The organism is Amycolatopsis sp. cmx-11-12 (assembly GCF_046269425.1).
GTDB lineage: Bacteria > Actinomycetota > Actinomycetes > Mycobacteriales > Pseudonocardiaceae > Amycolatopsis.
In genome coordinates this window covers 1-17,282 of sequence record NZ_JADNQM010000073.1, presented here as the reverse complement: position 1 = coordinate 17,282, position 17,282 = coordinate 1, and the positions used below count along the sequence as shown (strand labels likewise).

Sequence of the window (17,282 nt, the reverse complement as noted above, 5' to 3'; positions counted from 1 at the left end):
AGAGGCTCCCGCCAAGCGCAAGCGCGCACCGCGGAAGAAGTCCTGAACCACCCCCGATCGCGCCCTTGACGTCCCTTTCCCTGGACGTCAAGGGCGCATCACCCTAAGCGGCCCTTATCTCCACACCACGTTCTTGGGACCCTTGTCCTCGGCGAGCCGGGGAGAGGAAGCGGCGATGACGAAGGGGCGGAGTTCGCGGCATCACTTGATCGTGGTGGCGTGATCGACCCTTCATCGGCAATCACACCGCCGATGAAGGCACTCGTCGGACGGAGCTGCATCAGGGGCGGCCGAGGTACGGGTGGTCTGGCAGGCTGATCCAGCCGGTCTCGGTGGTCTCCTTGACTTCGACCGGCACCGGACGCCAGGTCGCGGGCGCGGCACCAGGAGCGCTTTGGACGACGTCATCGAACAGGCAGTCCGACGCGATCACTACCAGTACCCCTGGCGACGCGGCGAGCGCGTCCTTCAACGGAGGAGCGTCGCACAGCCGGAACGCCAGGTTCAGCGACGAGGACATGACCCCGTTCTCGTCGTAATCGACGTCCCCGGCATGCAAAGCGATCCGTAGCCGGATCTGTTGCGCCTCCGCACTCTTGTCGTTGTGCACCCGCAGCCGCGTCACCAACATCGGCAGTACCGCCTCGATGAACGCCGCCTTGTCCATCTCGCCCGGTAAGAGCACGAGCACCCCGTCTCCGCGGTCCTCCCGGTAACAGTCCGACAACGCCGTCCCTGTCGCCGCGAACGCCGTCTTCATGACGTCGTAGAGCCCGTCACGTACCGCCCGTTGATGTGGTCGCGTCCGCCCCCCGAATCTCTCCACGTCGGCCACTACGATCAAGTGATGTCGCGGGCCCGGCCCCACCATCGTCGGCTCCGCGCTCCGCCCGCCGAATAGTCCGGTGCGGGGAGGGTTCCATGCACGATGCTTCTCAACCGGCTCACACTTCCGGACGTACAGGACCTTAAACCGCCGGGTAAGGTTCGATATAAGCGCCGACCTGCGTTTTTCTGGCCGTCTCGCGGTCGCATCCCCCTTGGGGGTGATAGAATTCCTCACGGAACGTCTCCTGTAGTTGCTTGGACGCGACTGGGTTTTGTTCCCGGCACCCGGGCTGTTACAGCAGCCTGGGTGCCACTCTTTTCATATTCCCTTGAACTATTCACGTGATCCTATTCTCCACATCACTAACGTGAACGTTGTTTCTTTGGTGGAAATAGCCGCCGCATCTTCGGCCCGCGCGCGATCGGGCCAAAGACCCTGCACGAACACCGCCGCGGTATCCGTGTGGACATGCTGGTCCGGGCCCACCGAGAGCCGGTTCTGCCGGGTCTCGGCGCGTTGTCATCAGAAGGGACGGGCTCGACGGTTCGCCGTGTCGGCGGAAATCAGGGCTGCGCTGAGTCCGGTATATCCGGTTCCAGGCACGCCGGTCATAGGTACCTACGCCTGCGGCTGCGTGCCCGTGAGCACTTCGATCACAGCGGCGCCCGCCGCACAGGTACCTCTCGAAGGTGTCCTCACCGAGCTTCCTGGCCGTCGCCAGATCGCCAGAATGGCGGAGAGCGATCGAATGAGCCCAGGTGCAGGCCATCGTGGCAAAGTGGTCGTCACCCTCGACGACCCGAAACATCTCGAGTGCGTCCGTGGACAAGCTGAGGGCGGCTGGGTGGTCGCCGTCCTTCCGCCTCGTCCCCGACAGCAGGATCGAGTGGGTCGTCGCGTCGACCTGGTCCTCGCCGAAGCAGGCCTGGAAGTTCTCCGTGAGCCCTTTCTGCTGACCCCTGGCCTTGCCGTGCTCCCCTGCTTCGCGCTCGGTGTGGTCTCCGCCGCGAAATCGGCCTGCACCCGGAGGTCGATCGTGATGTTCTGCCGGAGTTCCCCCTGCTGCATCCGCGCGTGCACCCGGTGGGCCATGACCCGGTTTCGCAGGACCAGCTGGGCCAGACGGTGCAGCTGGAGCGTGTTGTTGCCGTGGTCGACCTTCGCGCGGCCATACCGGTTGATGTCGCGGAGTGCACGGGCCAGCCCGATCGGAGATCGCCCCCAGACTGACTCCGGTGAGCAGATCACGCGAGATCGGTTCAGGGGAGAAGAAGGTACAGATGTGCAGGATCTGATGAGCCGCCGGATTACGGGTCTTGAGCTCCTCGAACGAAACATTCCACGTCGCAGCGACGGAAACCTCGTAATCGGGCGCCGAGGCGGTGTCGAAGATCAGCAGCCAGCGACGAAAAGGCCGCCGGGTCCGGAGCGCCTCGATCACCGCGGGGACCGCGACATTGGCCTCCCTCGCGCCCGGGAGACCGAGCAGACTCGCGAGTTCGGTGAGTCCCACGCGGATCTGGGTGGTGTGCGGCGTCGATCCACCAAACGAGGTCGTAATCTTGCAGATGCCGATAGATGTACTCGGCGGCCATCTGCGTCTTGCCGATACCCCCAGACCGTGTAACGCCGAGTGGAGCACAGCGGTGGTACCGCTGCTCAACCGCTTGGTCAGCTGTCCGAGCAACACATCGCGACCGGTGAAGTTCGGGTTGCGCGGCGGGACGTTCCCGAACACCAAGGGCGGGTCGTCGGGGTGGCGGTTGGGGAAGTGCCGGGAACTGTCCGCCGCCGAAGGATGGACGATCCTCGTCGTCGGTTCTTTCGCGTCGGACTCGCTGAGATATGTCGAGCGTCCCTGTAGCACAGGCGTCGAAGCAGGTGGACGTTCGGCCGTCTTAGGCATCTTTGGGCTCACAGCCTTGATTGATTCGGATTCGGATACAACGGGGTCTTGTACCGCGTTCCGCAGCCGGTCGGCCCGGGACAAGTACGGTCCGGACAGCGCGCACATGACCGCACTTCCCGGTTCTACATCGGCCGACGACTCGAGGGTGAGCACCGGATCCGGTGTGTCGTTCGGGTCGGCAATGGCGTCTCGGAGGTGACCGAGCAGCGGAATCCGGCCACCGAAATGGGTGGCGGCCACTCGGACGACCTTGACCGTTTCCGACCGCGCGCGCCGCTGAGCAGCAATTCCCGGACTGCCTCGGGAAAAGCGGAGACCCCACCTGTGTCCCAAGTGGACGTCGCTTCCCTGAGTCCGAAGAGTACATGAGCCCCGAAAACAAAAGTTCCGCGAGGTGCTCAAGTCCTGCTTCCGGAACGAATTCCTTTCCCGTCAGCTTGGCCACCTCGAGACGGACCGGCACCGCCTCGAGTAACTGCGCCAAGCGTAGCGTTGGAGGCGACGCAACACTGCGAAATCTATGCACTCTTTCGGAAGACCGCAAAGTTACCGGCCTGGCACCGGAATCGGAGCGAGAAGTCCGTTCAATCGTGAGTACTCCCGTTCCTTCGACGGCGGCGTTTTCGCCGGTCGTCAGTCCGGCCCACCATCCAAGCGTCCTCGGCCGCAGTTCGAGCACCGGCACGGTCTCCCAAGGTACCTTCGAGCCGCGCGAGAGCCACGCGTCCGCGAACTCGCAAGCCCAGCGGACCGTGGGGACCAACGCGTTCGGGACCCGCGGCCGGGCTTTCTGCGGGCTCATGCCACAGCGCCCCCACAGCCATTGCGGGAGCAGATGCACGATGCTCACCGGCATCGCCCGGCCCCGGGCGGACCTGATGGCACGGGAAGCACCCCCCGGGCAGGGTGATTCGGTAAACGCCGGTATCCCACTGCCGCCACCGGCCATGGATTGGCCGTTGTCGAGAATGAGCATCAGATTCAGGCAAGCTTCCTCAATCGGGCGACAGGCCACCGCTGTCCGGTCGCCGCGACCGGACAGCGGTCGCCACTTCGTCCAGGGCCACATTCGTTGTGCGACAGCGAAGCTCGTTCCTGTTTCAAGGTTCCGAGCGTGCGGCAGTACTCCAGTGACCCGAGGCGCACCGCTCCCCTGGGGCCCGGCGCGGTCCCTGGCGGGTTCGGGCAGCTCGGCGGGCGCGTTGTAGTTCCACACGTCCTCGGCCGGCCGCTTCGCCTCCTCGGCCGCGGCGGAAAACGGGTCGCAAGCACAGCCGTGCCCGCCCATCTCACCGCACCGCCAGTCTTTGCCAGAGGGCGTCCACCAGCCGCGGCCAAGCCTCCTGATCCGGCTGGTACGCGCCAGAAGTGGCCAGGTACACGGCGTCGAGCAACCGATCGGTGGGCAGGCCGCCTTCGGCCTTGCTCCGGTCGGCGAACTCGCGGATGAGACTGTCGCGGTGCTCGCCGTCCTCGCCGACCAGGTGACTGGCCACGATCGCCGCGAGCTGGTCGTGATCCGGGTTCTCGATCCGCAATTGCAGGCACCGGCGCAGGAACGCGGGCGGGAACTCCCGCTCTCCGTTGCTGGTCATGATGATGACCGGGAACGCGCGACAGGCGATCCGGCCGTCGCGGACGATGGCGGTGCGCTGCGGGTCGGCGGTGTGCACGGTGACTTCGGGGTGGCAGTTGCGTGCCCTTGCCAGTTCCTCGATGGTGAATTCGCCGTCTTCGAAGATCGACAGCAGGTCGTTGGGCAGATCGGCTTCGGATTTGTCGAGTTCGTCGATCAGCAGTACCCGAGGCAGCCTGCCGGGCAGGAACGCGGTGCCCAGCGGGCCGAGCCGGACGAAATCCCCGATCGGCGGTTCTTCCGCTTCTTCACCGGTTTGCGCCTGTTCGGTCGCCGCCGCCTGGACCCGGCCGAGACCGAGTTCCCTGGCGATCCGATAGGCGAGGCTCGACTTCCCGGTGCCCGGATTCCCGGTGACGAGCAGCGGACGCCGCAGGTACAGCGCGGCGTTGACCATGTTGAGTTCGCCGGCGTCCACGTCCTGCTCGGAAAGCGTGAACGCGGTGCCGAGCCTGCGCTCCGCCTCACCGTCGTCCGGCGGCGGCACGTCGTGCTCCGGCGGCGGGTCACCGCGATAAGAACGCCACGGTGGTGGCGCGGGAAGAATCTGCGCGAGGTCGATGTCGTGGATCGGCCTGCCGGTGCCCCGATAGATCCACCAATCAGGTGCATCCGGTGTCGTCCGGCCGTTCACGGTCGCGTCCTGGTCGTTCACGCTCATCCGCGGTATCCCCCTACGGTCGAGTCGGGATCAACGGCTGGACGAGAACGATAACGCGATTCGGATCGTCCCACATTACCACCAGATCGTGAGCCAGAAACCTTGAACGGTACGGCCACAGCCGAATTCGCCAGTTTGCGACTATACGGTAGTTCGATAAACCCGGCTTCCGTGGCCAACACCAGTCGAGCATCGCGCGCAGGTGCTCCGGTTCGGCGTCCGGATGCCACAGCACCACCGGCAACCCGCTGCGGAGCGCGGTCGTCAGTTCGTCCGGCGGCGCCCGGTTCAGGTTGGCACAATGGCGGTTTCGCCAATGCCGGCCGGACCCGGTGATCGTCGCCGAGTGTCGTGTCGACCGTCCGCAGCGAGGTCCTTCACCACCAAGACCCAGCGAACGTGCCACGCGCGATGCCAATGTTTCGCCCGCATCCTCTCCAGTGATCTTATGCCCGGCCGGTACCCGTACGGTAGCGGCTGAGGCCTGCCGGTCCGTGTTCCTTGGACCACTGTGTACCGGCAAGGTGATCGAGGTGCGCGGCAACAGCGATTTCCCGAACTCCGGCAAGCGGCGGGCGGCCACACTTCCGGGTCATCCTGACGCCAGAATGCGAGAATGCGCCCGTTTCGGATCCGTGGAAACCGGTTCTAGCATGATCATCAAATGCAAAATGGGGCCGCGCCTGCTCTGCCGCTGATGCCCGAGGGCAGGACCGAGCTGCAGCGATCGGGCCTGGTCCGCGATCATGGCACCGGGTTCGCGTTCCACGTTGTCCGCGAGCGGCCGCAGAAACGTTACGGAGGGCGGGGTCCCACCCGGACCGGCGTTGAGATCGGTGAGCAGGCGGAACACGCTCCACGCGTCGGTTACACCGTCCCGCCGCGGCAGCGGAACGGCGGGCCCGAGTGCCCGGCGCATCATGACCGCCAAATGGGGGACCTCCATCCAGGTCAGATGATGGTGCAGCCCTGCCGGATCCCTGCGGGGAATCACATCCAGAACATCGCTGGTCAAGTCCGCCAGAAAACAGGGCGTCGGCAGCTTCCCACGCAAAAGCGGACGGTTTCGAGACCGGCGAGGAGATTTCGCCGTATACCGGATTTCGCGAACGCGTAATTCGCCAGCTGGGCGTCCAAGATGCGGAAAGCGGTGTCGACCGCCTCGCCGACCCATCCGTTCCCGTCGTTCAGCACCTCACCGGAGTGCACGACCGCGCCCAAGCCGTCGCTCACGGGCTCCGACGCGGCCTGATTTCCTGAAGGGTCGCTGCGAGGACAGCACGCCGCCGGTCGCGTTACGTCGTTCAGTCCGCCTCCCGTGCTCAAGCCCGGGCGTATTAACGACGGCGTGCTCGTGTTCGCGAAGCTGGCGTAGCTGTCAGATGTCAGCGTCAGGTGTACGGGACCCTGACAGGTATCGATGCCGTCACCACGATCGAGACTATCCTGGTTACGGCCAGCGGGTTCGCCCATGACGAGACCAGCCTGGGTCAGCAGGGCTGACGACGAATTCTCCCCGAAGCCAGCGCGCGATTTCGACGATTTATAACACTTCAACAGTGCTCAACAATATTACGTAACAAGATGCCTGACGTAGTCGAGTTCATCAGTGAGGGCACACGGTTCACCAACTTGACAACGATCGAGAATTTGAAAGTGCATCCGCTGGCTCCAGCAATTGACGAGCACATCTACGAGACGTTGCCGCACACCAGGTTCGGTATCCAGATGCGGTGAAATGCGGCCTTCTGCCGGGAGAGTCGAATCACCTCGGCCCGGAATTGCAGAGAGGAATAATGACCCATCATGCCTACATCCGGCCGACAATTCGCCAGTCCCACTCAGAACGATCGCGGTCGTCGGCGAGGAGCAGTCCTCGCTCTGATCATCGCCCTCGAACTCGGCTCCCCGGCGGCCGCGAACGGTGTAGCGGGGGCCGCCGGGTTCGACCGGATCACGGTGACGGTGTCCATCGACGGCACCACCGGGATCTGGACACCCGCCCAAGCCACGAGCGCTGCACCAGCGACGAAGGGGTCCACGACTGCATCCCCTGAACCGTCCGCGGGTCAGCCGGGCACTCCGACCGGACCCGAGACGACGCCTGCCACTCCTACGCCGTCTGATACCACGCCCGTCGACGAGCCGCCCGACCCAAGCGAGTCGGACCCGCCGACCCGGTCCTGACACCTCGGGCCACCAACACCGACCGTCACAACCCTGTCCACCTATTCCGTGGCCGCCCGGTCACGGGTTCCATCCTCCAGAAGGAGAATCACCATGCGCATCACCAAGAAAGCCAAGCCCGTCATCGTTCTCGCCATCACCGGCACGGTCCTCGGCCTCAGCGGCTTCGCGATCGCCGCGTTCGTCCAGGACAGCACCGCGGGCGGAGTGTCCGGCTCGGCCGAGGCAATGTCCCCCGCCACCGTGACCGGGGCGCAAACCGGTGTCCTGTTGCCCGGGGAAAAGGGATACGTCACCTTGACGCTGTCCAACCCCAACGCCAACGTGAAGATCAAACTGACCTCCGTCACCGCGGGCCAGGTAGTGATCGACACTGTCGCGAACGAGACCGACAAGCCCTACTGCCAAGGCCAACTCGAACTCTCCACCACAGGCGCGGACCCACTACAGCCGACCCTGGCCGTGAGCGAAGCCAACTTCCCCTACAAGCTCACCGACGCCGTGACACTCAAGCCCGACACCGACATCCGGTGCCAGGCCATGACCTACCACACCACCTGGATCACCCAGTTCCAGGCCGTCCGTTAGACACCAGCGTGGCAACCACGGGTCCGACGGCTCGTGGTTGCCACGCGGATGCCATGCCCACGACCCTTGCATCCGACCTTTGAGGAACGATCGTTCTTGACTGATCGTTCCTCAAAAGGCTATCGTCGTGACATGGGCAGGCGAAGGGCGTTCGACGAGGACGAGGTGGTGCGCGCCGCCGTGGAGTTGTTCGGTGGCCGCGCGTACGACGGGGTGTCCATCGACGACCTTGTGGCCCACCTCGGCGTGCACCGCAACAGTCTGTACAAGACGTTCGGCAGCAAGCGCGGCCTCTATCTGGTCGCCTTGCGCCGCCACCTCACTGACGACGTCCGCCCCTTGGCCGACGCGCTTGCCGCGGCAACGGATGCCGCGGCCGCGCTGCGGCTCGTCACGTCGGCCGACCTCGGCCTGCTGCTGCTCGCGGCGGTCGAACGGGCACTAGCCGACGAGGAGGTGGCCGCAGAGGTGGCCGCGGCGTTGGCCGCCGTCGACCAGGCGATCGCCGACGCGCTCGGCATCTCCACCGCGCTGGCCGCCGCGCTCACAGCCGCCGCACTGGGCATTCGCCTGCGCGGCAACCCCGACGGTGTCGGCGCCGAACTGACCCGACGCCTCGATCCTCTTGATTGAAAGGAAACCGATATGGCACTGGTTCGCATCGACGGCGATGACCTCGTCGTCGCGATGGAGGGTCTCAACAAGCTCTGGGCCTTCAAGAGCAGCCTGACAATCCCGCTGATCAACGTCCGCGGCGCGACCGCGGACCCCGGCATCGCCGCCGATCCCAAAGGGATCCGTGCGCCGGGCGCCCACCTGCCCGGCGTGATCACGGCGGGCACGTTCCACCTCGACGGCGAGAAAATCTTCTGGGACGTCAGGGATCCATCGAAGGCTGTCGTGATCGAACTCGCAGACGAGCGCTACTCCCGCATGGTCGTCCAGGTCGACGACCCTCGCGCGACCGTCGCGCTGGTCGAGAACGCCCTACGCTGAAAGAGGTAAGCCGTTGTTGCCCACCTTGGCGCGACCATGGTGTCGCTGGCCGTCCTGGCCGCCACCGACCACGAGGTCGTCTTCACCCGTCAACGGGACGACGACGTACGGCACCCTGGCTCGGCGGCCTACCGCGACCAGCCAGAGACCAACCCGCACGCGTTGATGGTCGTCGGGCACGGCCAGCACATAGGCCTTGTTCCCGGGTCTTGAGCGGATCCCGCAGCCCCGTGCCGTCTTTGCCATAGAACCTCATCACCGGTCACCCATTTCGCGGGCGTGCCCGCCACTCACGAGGAGTGCGGTACAGCGCGTCGATCTCGGCGGCGTAGGTCTCCGCGATCGAAGCGCGCTTGAGTTTCATGGTGGGTGTCAGTTCGGCGCCGCCCGGCTCCCAATGGACCGGCAGCACGGTGAACTCCTTGACCTGTTCGACGCGGGAAAGCCTGCGGTTGGCCCGCTCGATGACGGCGGCGATCTCCTCGCGGAGTACCGGGTCAGCGGCCAGCACGGCCGGATCGGCCGGGAGTCCGTGCCGTTCGGCGAAGGCCGCCGCCGCGTCCGGGTCGAGGGTGATCAGGGCGACCACGCAGGGCCGCCGGTCGCCGATCGCGACGGCCGAGCCGATCAGCGAGCCCGACGACTTGAGCGTGTTCTCGATGTTGGCGGGAGACATGTTCTTGCCCGCGGCGTTGATGATCAGTTCCTTCTTGCGATCCACAATGGACACATAGCCGTCCGCGTCGATGGTGGCGATGTCCCCGGTGTGCAGCCAGCCGTCTTCGTCGATCGCCTCGGCCGTCCGGTCGGGATCGTTCCGGTAACCACGCATCAGGGCGGGGCTGCGCATCAGCAGCTCCCCGTCCTCGGCGGGCCGCAGGTCGGCGCCGTACTGGGCTTTGCCGACCGTGCCCGGCCGGATGGCGTGACGGGGGTTGATCGTGCCGTGGACCGACGTCTCCGACATCGCCCAGCCCTCGCAGATCGGCAGGCCGGCGGCCATCAGGTAGTCCAGCGTGTCGACCGCGATCGGGGCGGCGCCGCTGATCGGGAGCACGCAGGCGTCCAGTCCCAGCCTGACGAGCAACCGGTCGAGGACGAGTCGTCGGGCCAGCCGGTGCTTCGATCGCAGCCATCGCGAAGTGGGCTCACCGGCCGCTTCACGGTGCACTGCGGACAGTCCGACGCCGAGCGCCCAGTCGGCGACCGCCCGCCGCGCACCGGTTTGCGCGGCGACGGCCTGCTCGATCCCCGCCTTGATCTTGTACCAGAGCATGGGCACACCGAGGAACACCGTCGGCCGGACGGCGGGCAAGGTCGCCACCACCGCCTTCGGATCCGCCACGCAGGTGACCGTCGCCGCCGAGACGATCGGGAAGTAGTGCGCGAAATACCGGTTGGCCAGGTGGGCGTCCGGGAGGAACGAGAGCACGCGTCCCTTGGCGACCGCGGCGGCGACGTCCGGCGATTCCAGCGCCGCGCCCATGCTGTAGGTGAGGTTGCGATGCGTGAGTTCGACGCCTTTCGGCGGTCCCGTGGTGCCGGAGGTGTAGATCAGTGTCAGCACGTCGCCGGGGCCGACGGCTCGCCATTCGACGTCGAAATCGAACCCGGGTGACTCGGTGTTCTCCAGTTCCGCGAAGGAGATCGCGCCCTCGGGAGCACCGTCCACACAAACGACACTGTCGACTTGCGCGACCAGCGGGAGAAACCGCTCCTCGCAGAGCACGACCCGGTTGCCCGCGTTCTCGAACAGGTACTCGACCTGTTCGGCGGAGCTGGTGTTGTAGACCGAGAACGGGATCGCGCCCAGATGGATCGCCGCCACGTCGGCCAGATGGAACTCGGGCCGGTTGGTCAGCATCAACGCCACGGTGTCCCCGCGCCGGACGCCGAGCGCGTGCAGCCCTTCGGCCAGCCGCCGCACTCGTTCGCCGTACTGCCGCCAGGTCAGCGACACCGTGTCGTCCGGCGTCCGCAACGCGACGACGTCACCGGACTCCGCGACCGTGCGCTGGAAAACCTGGCACAGGCTGGAGATCTCCCGCAGTTCGGCCGCGCCGACACTCATCCGCTCTCCCAAGATTAATACAAACGTATCAATTCAGAGTGAGACGCTAGTATCGGTTCAACCGAAGGGGAAGTCAATGACCGGTAGTCGCGGCAAGCAGCAGACACGCAGCCGGGAGCGACGGGAGCTACTGCTCCGGGCCGCGATGCAGCTGATCTGCGACGGCGGCGTCAAGGCGGTCACTCACCGCGCAGTTTCCGCTCGGGCCGGGCTTCCGCAGGCGGCGGCCGGTTACTACTTCGCGACCAGCGAGGAGCTCATCGCCGAGGCCCTGCGGTTCCACATCCACGAGCGGATCGAGATCGTGCGCGACTTGCTCGCCGACGTGGTGCGCGACGCGGAATCGGTACTGGAGGTCGGCGAACGGCTCACTCAGGCCCTGGTGGCGGGCAAGTTCGGCGTCACGGTCGCCCAATACGAGCTGTACATGGAAGCCGCCCGGAACCCGGCCATGCGCGCCGTGGTCGACGAGGCGATGCGCGCCTTCGAAACGTCGGCCGCTCCCCTGCTCGCATCACTCGGAATCGCCGATTCCCCGCGCGCGGCCAAGGCCTTTATGGCCCTGCTGGACGGCCTGGCACTGCACCGGCTGGCCAATCCGCAGCCGGCCGAAGAGGACGTCGAGCTCACGAAGCGCTCATTGCAAGGGCTGTTCCTCGCCTTCGCCATGGACGCCGACGACCTGCGACTGCGGACCAGCGTCCCGCTCGCCGATTGACACACTCCCGACGTCTGGTCGATACTCCCGTCTAATTGATACACATGTACTAGTTCAGTAGATGGGGAGGCTCATGACCGGGCGTATCCGCGGCATCGTCGCCGCGACGATCGTGCTGGCGGCGACCTTCACCGCACCGGGCGCTCCGGCCGCGGCCGCGTCGGCCTGCGAACCGTGGCAGGTGCGCACCGTCGCGACCGGACTCGGCCTCCCGCTGGAGAACCTCGCCTTCGACGGGCGAGGCGGCCTGCTGGTCTCCAAAACCCTGTTCGCGGGCAACGGATCCATCGAGCGCGTGACCCCGGACGGCGCGGCGAGCACCCTGCTGACGGTCTCCGGCCCCGGCGCGCTTTCGGTGCGGGGCAACGAGTTGTTCGTCAACACCGGGCACAAAACGCTCGACGGGACACTCGGCCTGAAGACCGGCACCATCGACATCTACGACTTCGACACGGGGAAGCGGCGGACGTGGGCCACCGGCCTCACGATGCCCGACGGCGGCACGATACTGCCGAACGGCGACGCGGTGATCAGCACCCTGATCGGGCCGAAACGCGGACTCTGGCTGGTACGCAAGGAGAATCCGTCGGCCCCGGAACGATACGGGCCCGAACTGCTCGGCCCCAACGGCATGGTCGTCAGCAACGACGGCCGTACCCTGTACGTGGCCAACACCGGCGGCCCGGACTTCCAGATCGCCGCGATCGACCTCTCGAACCCTTCCGCGCCTGCCAAGAAGCTCCGGCTTCAGGCACCGTGGCCGCTGAACATCATCGACGACCTGACCATCGGCACCGACGGGCGGCTCTACACGGCGGGTGAGCACGGCATCGTGTACCGCGTCGACCCGGACTCCGGCGCGACCTGCGCGATCGCGACGGGTGTCCACTTGGGTTCGTCAGTGCGGTTCGGCGCCGGGCCGGGCTGGGACCCGGAAAGCCTGTACAGCACCGGATTCGACGGGGCGGTGCGGCGGCTCGTCCCACCCGGCAGCGAGTGACCAGTGGCCGTGTCGCGAAAGCCACTGTCGGGACACCCTGGATGACTGCCGTGGCTCTCACGAGACTGACCGCCTAAGGAATCGGCGGCGATTTTCGCCCCGCTGTAGGGTTTTCCCATGGTGCGCGGGGTCGGCCGGACCGAAGGGATCTTGCTGGCAGGCGTGGTGCTCGCGGTGCTCGCGGCGACCGGGATCCAGGCCAGATCGCCCGGCACCTGGCTGCTGGTACTGCACGCGCTCGTGCTGTGTTACGGCGGCCAGTACACCTACGCGGAGACGCCCGCCGGGGAATGGGTACAGCACTGGCTGGGCACCCAGCGGAACAACTACGACCGGTTCACCCATGTCATCCAGGGCTTCGTTCCCGCGATCGCCGTACGTGAAGTACTGCTACGCCGCACACCACTGCGGCCCGGCGGCTGGGTCGCGTTCCTGACCATCTGCGTCTGCCTGGCGATCGCCGCCAGTTTCGAGTTCGTGGAATGGTTCAGCGCGCTGGCCGCCGGATCGGGCGCGGACGATTTCCTCGCCACCCAAGGAGATGTCTGGGCCAGAGAAATCTGGCCATTGACAGTCGTGGGCACTCTTGGATCGTGCTGGTTGATCTTGACGGGTGTTCCGGGCCGGTTTGGTGTGTTCCATGGTGCCATCGGGCCCTGCCCTGGATGTGCCGCTCGAGTGCCGGTTGGTCGAGCGTGTAGGCCACGAATATCCCCTGACCGTGTGCAGCATCAACTCGACGTCCTCGGCGACCGGTAGGGGCCGCCCGGTGGGTGACAGCCTTGAGCCCGCCTTCGGCGATCAGCTCGGCGGTCCCGGCTTCACCCCCGCTTCCTCTCACGCACAGTAATCATTGACACACTTCATCAGCTCGTTTAATACTCCCGTATCACTCAAAAGTAATACGCCAGTATCAATCTGCCTTCTATCAGCCTGAGGAGAAGCGATGACCGCACGACGACGTGGGTCTCTACTGGCCCTGCTGGCCTTACTGGCCTCGCTGCTGATCGGTGCGAACGGCACCGTGACGGCGGCGGCCGAGTCCCTTCCGTTGCCTCAGGACGACCCGTTCTACCAGCCGCCGTCCGGGTTCGAGTCGGCCGCGCCGGGCACGATCCTGCGTCAGCGGGAGGTGAACGCGAGCACCTACCTGATCCCGGTACCCGCCAAGGTCTACCAAGTCCTGGTGCGCACCACCGACGCGAAGGACCGGCCGGTGGCCACGGTCAGCACGGTGTTCGTGCCGCCCTTGCCTCCCAACGGCCAGCGTCCGCTGCTGTCGTTCCAGATCGCCACCGACAGCCTCGGCTCCCAATGCAACCCGTCCTACGGGCTCCGAGCGGGGTTGGAGAAGGAAGTCACCGGGGTATGGACCGCGCTGAGCAACGGCTGGGTCTCGGTGATCACCGACTACCAGGGCCCCCGGATGGCCTGGTCGGCGGGGAAGATGGCGGGGCACGCCGTGCTCGACGGCATCCGCGCGGCGCACAACCTGCCTGAGGCCGGGCTGGAAGGGTCCGGGCCAGTGGGCGCCTGGGGGTACTCCGGCGGAGGGCAGGCCACCGCATGGGCGGCGCAGCTGCAAGCGAGTTACGCGCCCGAGCTGAATGTGAAGGGCTGGGCAGCAGGCGCTTTCGCTGGCGATCTCAAGAAGACCCTCAAGGGCCTCGACGGCGGCGCGTTCTCCGGATTCACCCTCGCCGGCGCGGTCGGGGTAAGCCGCGAATACCCCGAACTGAGCTCGCTGTTCAACGACAAGGGCAGGCAGCTCGCCGAGCAGATCGGGCAACGATGCCAGCTGGAACTGGTAGCGATGAACCCGTTCAAGAAGATCAACGACTACACCAACCAGGACGTGTTCACCGACCCGGTGGCAGGCCGGGTCTTCGCCGAGAACAAACTCGGCGGTGCCGCACCGACGGCACCCGTACTGGTGCAGCAGTCCATCTTGGACGAGATCATCCGGCCCGAATACAACCAGGAGACCGCCAGCGCATGGTGCGCCAAGGGAGCCGACGTCGAGTACCGCCTCACCGCGGTCCCCGGTCACGTCGGCTACGCGATCGGCAGCATCCCCGGTGCACTGACCTGGCTCTACAACAGGTTCCTCGACCTTCCGACGAACGGCAACTGCGCAACACAGAGCTCAGTGGCAACGCAGGAGTAAGGCTCTGCACGACCAGGCCGCCCGGCGCTGATCGCGATCCCGGCCACCGCCTCGCCATCCGCCGCGACGACCCACGACTGTCCTCAAAGGACATTAGCGCACGGTGGCAGGACTGGGACCGCCGCCGGAGAACCCACTGGCAGAACCCCTGGTGTGGCTTGGGCCTCCCAGGGGTTCCGCCGTGGGACACGGCCCCACCGGCCGAACCCGGACCGGCTTCACCAACCTCACGCCCCCGGCTGGTGCCCGGCCTGCCGCTGGCCGACGTGGCGTGCGGCAGCAGTAACCAGACACGATGGCTCGCCCATCAGCACGACGCCCCAACGTTCGGGTTCGACATCCACGGCAGCGATCACCTGCGACTCGCTCGGAGCTGCGCTTTGCCCACTGTCAAGAAACCGCCCTCTACCTGAGCGTTAGCGGGCGGCACCCTCAAGTGAGCAGATCAGCGGATTCGGGTGTTCCGGCTTGTATCTTCAAGCCGGAACCGTGTCACCGCTGCCGCCCGGCTTCTTGACCACGCCCCCGACGCCCGATTGCCACCGGCCCCAAGCTCCCGATCACCGCGGTAGTCGGCTCGGCGGGGTCGCCTGTGGACTGGTTCAGGCTGCTCGTCCAGTGCAACGAGCGGCTCCGGCGATAGATCGCGACGAGGCCGAACGCCACGTGACCCCTTCCCTTGCGCAGAGTCGGTTCCGCTGACCTGGAAGGGAGTGGTTCTCATACCCTGGACCAAGTGCGGCTACCGGCCCGCCATGCCATCTGTGCATGGGTACGGTGCGTCACTGACAGGGCCTTGCCGCGCCTGCCATATCGTGGAGGACGTCGACCGAGCGCCGGTTGTGCCTGCACGGCGTGAAGCCCCATGCGGCCCAGTGCATCACCATCGAGCACGGGCCGGCGGCGTTCATGCCGGCCCAGAGCCCGCCCCGGCAGGCGTGCGTCCAGGTAGCCATATCTCGACCAATATCCCGCCTTCGCCGTTAGCGCTCTCACTGGCCGAAGCCGAGGCAGGGCCCCGAAGTATCCACCGAGAGGTGCGTGATATCCGTCGACCGACCACAGTACCGCCCTGCTTTGATGTGCCACGCGAGTATGCCGGACAGGTAGTCCTTGGCACCTTCGACCCATTTGGCGAGTTCGGCACGCTCGGTGTCATTCAAGTTGAGTCTTGCAGCAGCCTCAGGAAGTTCCGTTTCTGACGTGTATTCGAATTGACGCAGGCGCGCGCTAACGAGGTTGTTGGCGACACTTACGGCTTCCCGAAGCGGAATATCCAAAAAGTTTCCGACAATTAGGATAAGATTGGTCGCACATCCTTCTTCGTTAATTTCGCGCGCATAAGAGAGAATATATCGTTACTCAGTACCATGTAGTCCATACAAGCCTCAAGCAGCGTGCGCACTTCTCGGCTTTCCCTGATCTTGTCAGGGATCATCACACCCGTGGAAATGTCCACATATAACGCCGCAGTGTACTCACCAAACGTTTCCCTACGAAGCTGAATGCACTCAATAAGGTCGAGCATTCGCCCAGTGGAGAGGTGTATTATTTCTTGAATCGCACTTTCGCAAAATCGGGTTATCCCGTCTTTCCATTCTCGACACCAGCGTGCCGGCCGCGAGCCGACGAGGCGAGGCCACAAGTCAGACAGCCCCTCCTCCACGGCGTTCCTTGGCGCGGGAACGGGTTCACCTGACGTCAATGACATGAAGGCCGAGAGGCGTTCGACATGCTCTCGTGCGCCGTCGATGTCCCCCGTGAGCTTGTACTGACACTGGAAATGGTCGTCGAACGCGAAGTACCAGACCATGGCGTCGTGAATCAGCGCAGCTTCATGAGCCGGTGCGACCGGCCAGCAATAGGCGGTCAACTCAGGGGCCGCGATGGCGTGGAATACCGACAGGCTGTCCCAGATGACCCAGTTGTCGGGATGCCCGCCGCCGCCGAGCATGCCTGTGGCGCGGGCCCAGGATTCAGACCTCTGGAGCAGCATGCCCAAATGCGGGTTCACCCGCGCCGGGAAAGGCATCGGGAAGTCGGGAAGTTCGAAGACCTCTTGGTCATCGCGTTTCAGGCTCACAAGTCCTCCACGGTTCTCGCCCACCGCAGGATTAGGTGACCGTTCCGCCTCGTCCGGCCACGGCATTGCCCGCCCTCGTCAAGGAGCGCCTCCGAGCAGGTCTGCATCAACTCGGCGACCCTCGCCCGCCGGTCCGGAAGATCAGGCCCGGGTCCGCGACTGCGACCGTCGCGCAGGAGTCGAGAAAGGGTGGCGACATCACTAAGATGTCAGCGCCTCCGTAAGATCCTCCACCGGGAGGGCGGCCATGCCGCGAACATCTCACCCATTGTCACCCTCCTTCACGGGAGATGCCAACGTCGTCTGACATTAGCCTCGATCTTGCATGGGTTTCTGTGAGTTCGTCGGGATTGCTGCTGCGGCTGGGTTTTGGTCGGAAATCGTGCTGTGGGCAGGGTTGTGGGCCGACTGTCGTGTCGGTGGGCGGGTTCCGAGGG

18 protein-coding genes are annotated in these 17,282 nt (G+C 65.5%); 9 read left to right on the top strand and 9 right to left on the bottom strand.

Annotated features, from left to right (window positions below; genetic code table 11):
• Positions 1-280: 280 nt before the first annotated feature.
• Both ACLARN_RS43360 and ACLARN_RS43355 read right to left on the bottom strand, forming a co-directional pair.
• The gene (locus tag ACLARN_RS43360) at positions 281-826 is read right to left on the bottom strand and encodes a hypothetical protein (protein ID WP_409497321.1); all 546 of its coding nucleotides are present in this window, start codon (positions 824-826) and stop codon (positions 281-283) included.
• Between the two features lie 340 nt (positions 827-1,166).
• Complete coding sequence (locus tag ACLARN_RS43355) at positions 1,167-1,658, bottom strand: hypothetical protein (RefSeq protein WP_409497323.1); 492 nt, start codon at positions 1,656-1,658, stop codon at positions 1,167-1,169.
• On the opposite strand from ACLARN_RS43355, the gene ACLARN_RS43350 reads away from it, so the two are divergent.
• Positions 1,651-1,785 carry a hypothetical protein gene (locus ACLARN_RS43350; RefSeq protein WP_409497324.1) on the top strand — a complete coding sequence of 45 codons (135 nt, stop codon included), beginning with the start codon at positions 1,651-1,653 and terminating at the stop codon, positions 1,783-1,785. The two genes, ACLARN_RS43355 and ACLARN_RS43350, sit on opposite strands and share 8 nt — an antisense overlap.
• A 2,242-nt stretch (positions 1,786-4,027) precedes the next feature.
• Here the strand turns inward: ACLARN_RS43350 and ACLARN_RS43345 are convergent.
• The 4 genes from ACLARN_RS43345 to ACLARN_RS43330 form a co-directional block, all read right to left on the bottom strand.
• Entirely contained in the window at positions 4,028-5,035 is a 1,008-nt protein-coding gene (locus tag ACLARN_RS43345) for an AAA family ATPase (RefSeq protein WP_409497320.1), read from the bottom strand.
• Positions 5,036-5,048: 13 nt separating this feature from the next.
• Complete coding sequence (locus ACLARN_RS43340; RefSeq protein WP_409497322.1) at positions 5,049-5,441, bottom strand: hypothetical protein; 393 nt, start codon at positions 5,439-5,441, stop codon at positions 5,049-5,051.
• A gap of 186 nt (positions 5,442-5,627) precedes the next feature.
• On the bottom strand, positions 5,628-6,029 hold the full coding sequence (locus tag ACLARN_RS43335; protein WP_409497319.1) for a hypothetical protein: 402 nt from the start codon (positions 6,027-6,029) through the stop codon (positions 5,628-5,630).
• A gap of 17 nt (positions 6,030-6,046) precedes the next feature.
• Entirely contained in the window at positions 6,047-6,268 is a 222-nt protein-coding gene (locus tag ACLARN_RS43330) for a hypothetical protein (RefSeq protein ID WP_409497318.1), read from the bottom strand.
• A 1,047-nt stretch (positions 6,269-7,315) separates the two neighbouring features.
• Between ACLARN_RS43330 and ACLARN_RS43325 the strand changes: the two genes are divergently transcribed.
• The 4 genes from ACLARN_RS43325 to ACLARN_RS43310 all read left to right on the top strand — a co-directional run bounded on the left by ACLARN_RS43325 (position 7,316) and on the right by ACLARN_RS43310 (position 9,019).
• On the top strand, positions 7,316-7,810 hold the full coding sequence (locus ACLARN_RS43325) for a hypothetical protein (protein WP_409497317.1): 495 nt from the start codon (positions 7,316-7,318) through the stop codon (positions 7,808-7,810).
• A 132-nt stretch (positions 7,811-7,942) separates the two neighbouring features.
• On the top strand, positions 7,943-8,443 hold the full coding sequence (locus ACLARN_RS43320; RefSeq protein ID WP_409497316.1) for a TetR/AcrR family transcriptional regulator: 501 nt from the start codon (positions 7,943-7,945) through the stop codon (positions 8,441-8,443).
• 12 nt (positions 8,444-8,455) lie between these two features.
• Positions 8,456-8,806, top strand: coding sequence for a hypothetical protein (locus ACLARN_RS43315; protein WP_409497315.1), 351 nt, complete (start codon positions 8,456-8,458; stop codon positions 8,804-8,806).
• A 36-nt stretch (positions 8,807-8,842) separates the two neighbouring features.
• Positions 8,843-9,019: a hypothetical protein gene (locus ACLARN_RS43310; RefSeq protein ID WP_409497314.1), complete on the top strand. Its 177-nt coding sequence runs from the start codon at positions 8,843-8,845 to the stop codon at positions 9,017-9,019.
• Positions 9,020-9,068: 49 nt separating this feature from the next.
• Here ACLARN_RS43310 and ACLARN_RS43305 read toward each other — a convergent pair whose 3' ends face one another.
• Entirely contained in the window at positions 9,069-10,877 is a 1,809-nt protein-coding gene (locus ACLARN_RS43305; RefSeq protein ID WP_409497313.1) for an AMP-dependent synthetase/ligase, read from the bottom strand.
• A 76-nt stretch (positions 10,878-10,953) separates the two neighbouring features.
• Between ACLARN_RS43305 and ACLARN_RS43300 the strand changes: the two genes are divergently transcribed.
• The 4 genes from ACLARN_RS43300 to ACLARN_RS43285 all read left to right on the top strand — a co-directional run bounded on the left by ACLARN_RS43300 (position 10,954) and on the right by ACLARN_RS43285 (position 14,762).
• Entirely contained in the window at positions 10,954-11,595 is a 642-nt protein-coding gene (locus tag ACLARN_RS43300; protein WP_409497312.1) for a TetR/AcrR family transcriptional regulator, read from the top strand.
• Between the two features lie 73 nt (positions 11,596-11,668).
• On the top strand, positions 11,669-12,595 hold the full coding sequence (locus tag ACLARN_RS43295; RefSeq protein WP_409497311.1) for an SMP-30/gluconolactonase/LRE family protein: 927 nt from the start codon (positions 11,669-11,671) through the stop codon (positions 12,593-12,595).
• A gap of 117 nt (positions 12,596-12,712) precedes the next feature.
• Positions 12,713-13,354: a DUF2238 domain-containing protein gene (locus tag ACLARN_RS43290; protein ID WP_409497310.1), complete on the top strand. Its 642-nt coding sequence runs from the start codon at positions 12,713-12,715 to the stop codon at positions 13,352-13,354.
• 187 nt (positions 13,355-13,541) lie between these two features.
• Positions 13,542-14,762, top strand: a complete 1,221-nt coding sequence (locus ACLARN_RS43285; RefSeq protein ID WP_409497309.1) for a lipase family protein — start codon at positions 13,542-13,544, stop codon at positions 14,760-14,762.
• A gap of 992 nt (positions 14,763-15,754) precedes the next feature.
• Here the strand turns inward: ACLARN_RS43285 and ACLARN_RS43280 are convergent.
• Both ACLARN_RS43280 and ACLARN_RS43275 read right to left on the bottom strand, forming a co-directional pair.
• Positions 15,755-16,042 (bottom strand): hypothetical protein, encoded by a 288-nt coding sequence (locus tag ACLARN_RS43280; protein WP_409497308.1) that lies wholly within the window; start codon positions 16,040-16,042, stop codon positions 15,755-15,757.
• A gap of 14 nt (positions 16,043-16,056) precedes the next feature.
• On the bottom strand, positions 16,057-16,845 hold the full coding sequence (locus ACLARN_RS43275; RefSeq protein WP_409497307.1) for a terpene synthase family protein: 789 nt from the start codon (positions 16,843-16,845) through the stop codon (positions 16,057-16,059).
• Between the last annotated feature and the right edge of the window lie 437 nt (positions 16,846-17,282).

Excerpts from the sequence above, each read along its gene's own strand:
- ACLARN_RS43325 (WP_409497317.1), top strand. The coding sequence starts at position 7,316 with ATGCGCATCACCAAGAAAGCCAAGCCCGTCATCGTTCTCGCCATCACC.
- ACLARN_RS43300 (WP_409497312.1), top strand. The coding sequence starts at position 10,954 with ATGACCGGTAGTCGCGGCAAGCAGCAGACACGCAGCCGGGAGCGACGG.
- ACLARN_RS43345 (WP_409497320.1), bottom strand. The coding sequence starts at position 5,035 with ATGAGCGTGAACGACCAGGACGCGACCGTGAACGGCCGGACGACACCG.
- ACLARN_RS43305 (WP_409497313.1), bottom strand. The coding sequence starts at position 10,877 with ATGAGTGTCGGCGCGGCCGAACTGCGGGAGATCTCCAGCCTGTGCCAG.
- ACLARN_RS43310 (WP_409497314.1), top strand. The coding sequence starts at position 8,843 with ATGGTGTCGCTGGCCGTCCTGGCCGCCACCGACCACGAGGTCGTCTTC.
- ACLARN_RS43290 (WP_409497310.1), top strand. The coding sequence starts at position 12,713 with ATGGTGCGCGGGGTCGGCCGGACCGAAGGGATCTTGCTGGCAGGCGTG.
- ACLARN_RS43320 (WP_409497316.1), top strand. The coding sequence starts at position 7,943 with ATGGGCAGGCGAAGGGCGTTCGACGAGGACGAGGTGGTGCGCGCCGCC.
- ACLARN_RS43295 (WP_409497311.1), top strand. The coding sequence starts at position 11,669 with ATGACCGGGCGTATCCGCGGCATCGTCGCCGCGACGATCGTGCTGGCG.
- ACLARN_RS43285 (WP_409497309.1), top strand. The coding sequence starts at position 13,542 with ATGACCGCACGACGACGTGGGTCTCTACTGGCCCTGCTGGCCTTACTG.
- ACLARN_RS43315 (WP_409497315.1), top strand. The coding sequence starts at position 8,456 with ATGGCACTGGTTCGCATCGACGGCGATGACCTCGTCGTCGCGATGGAG.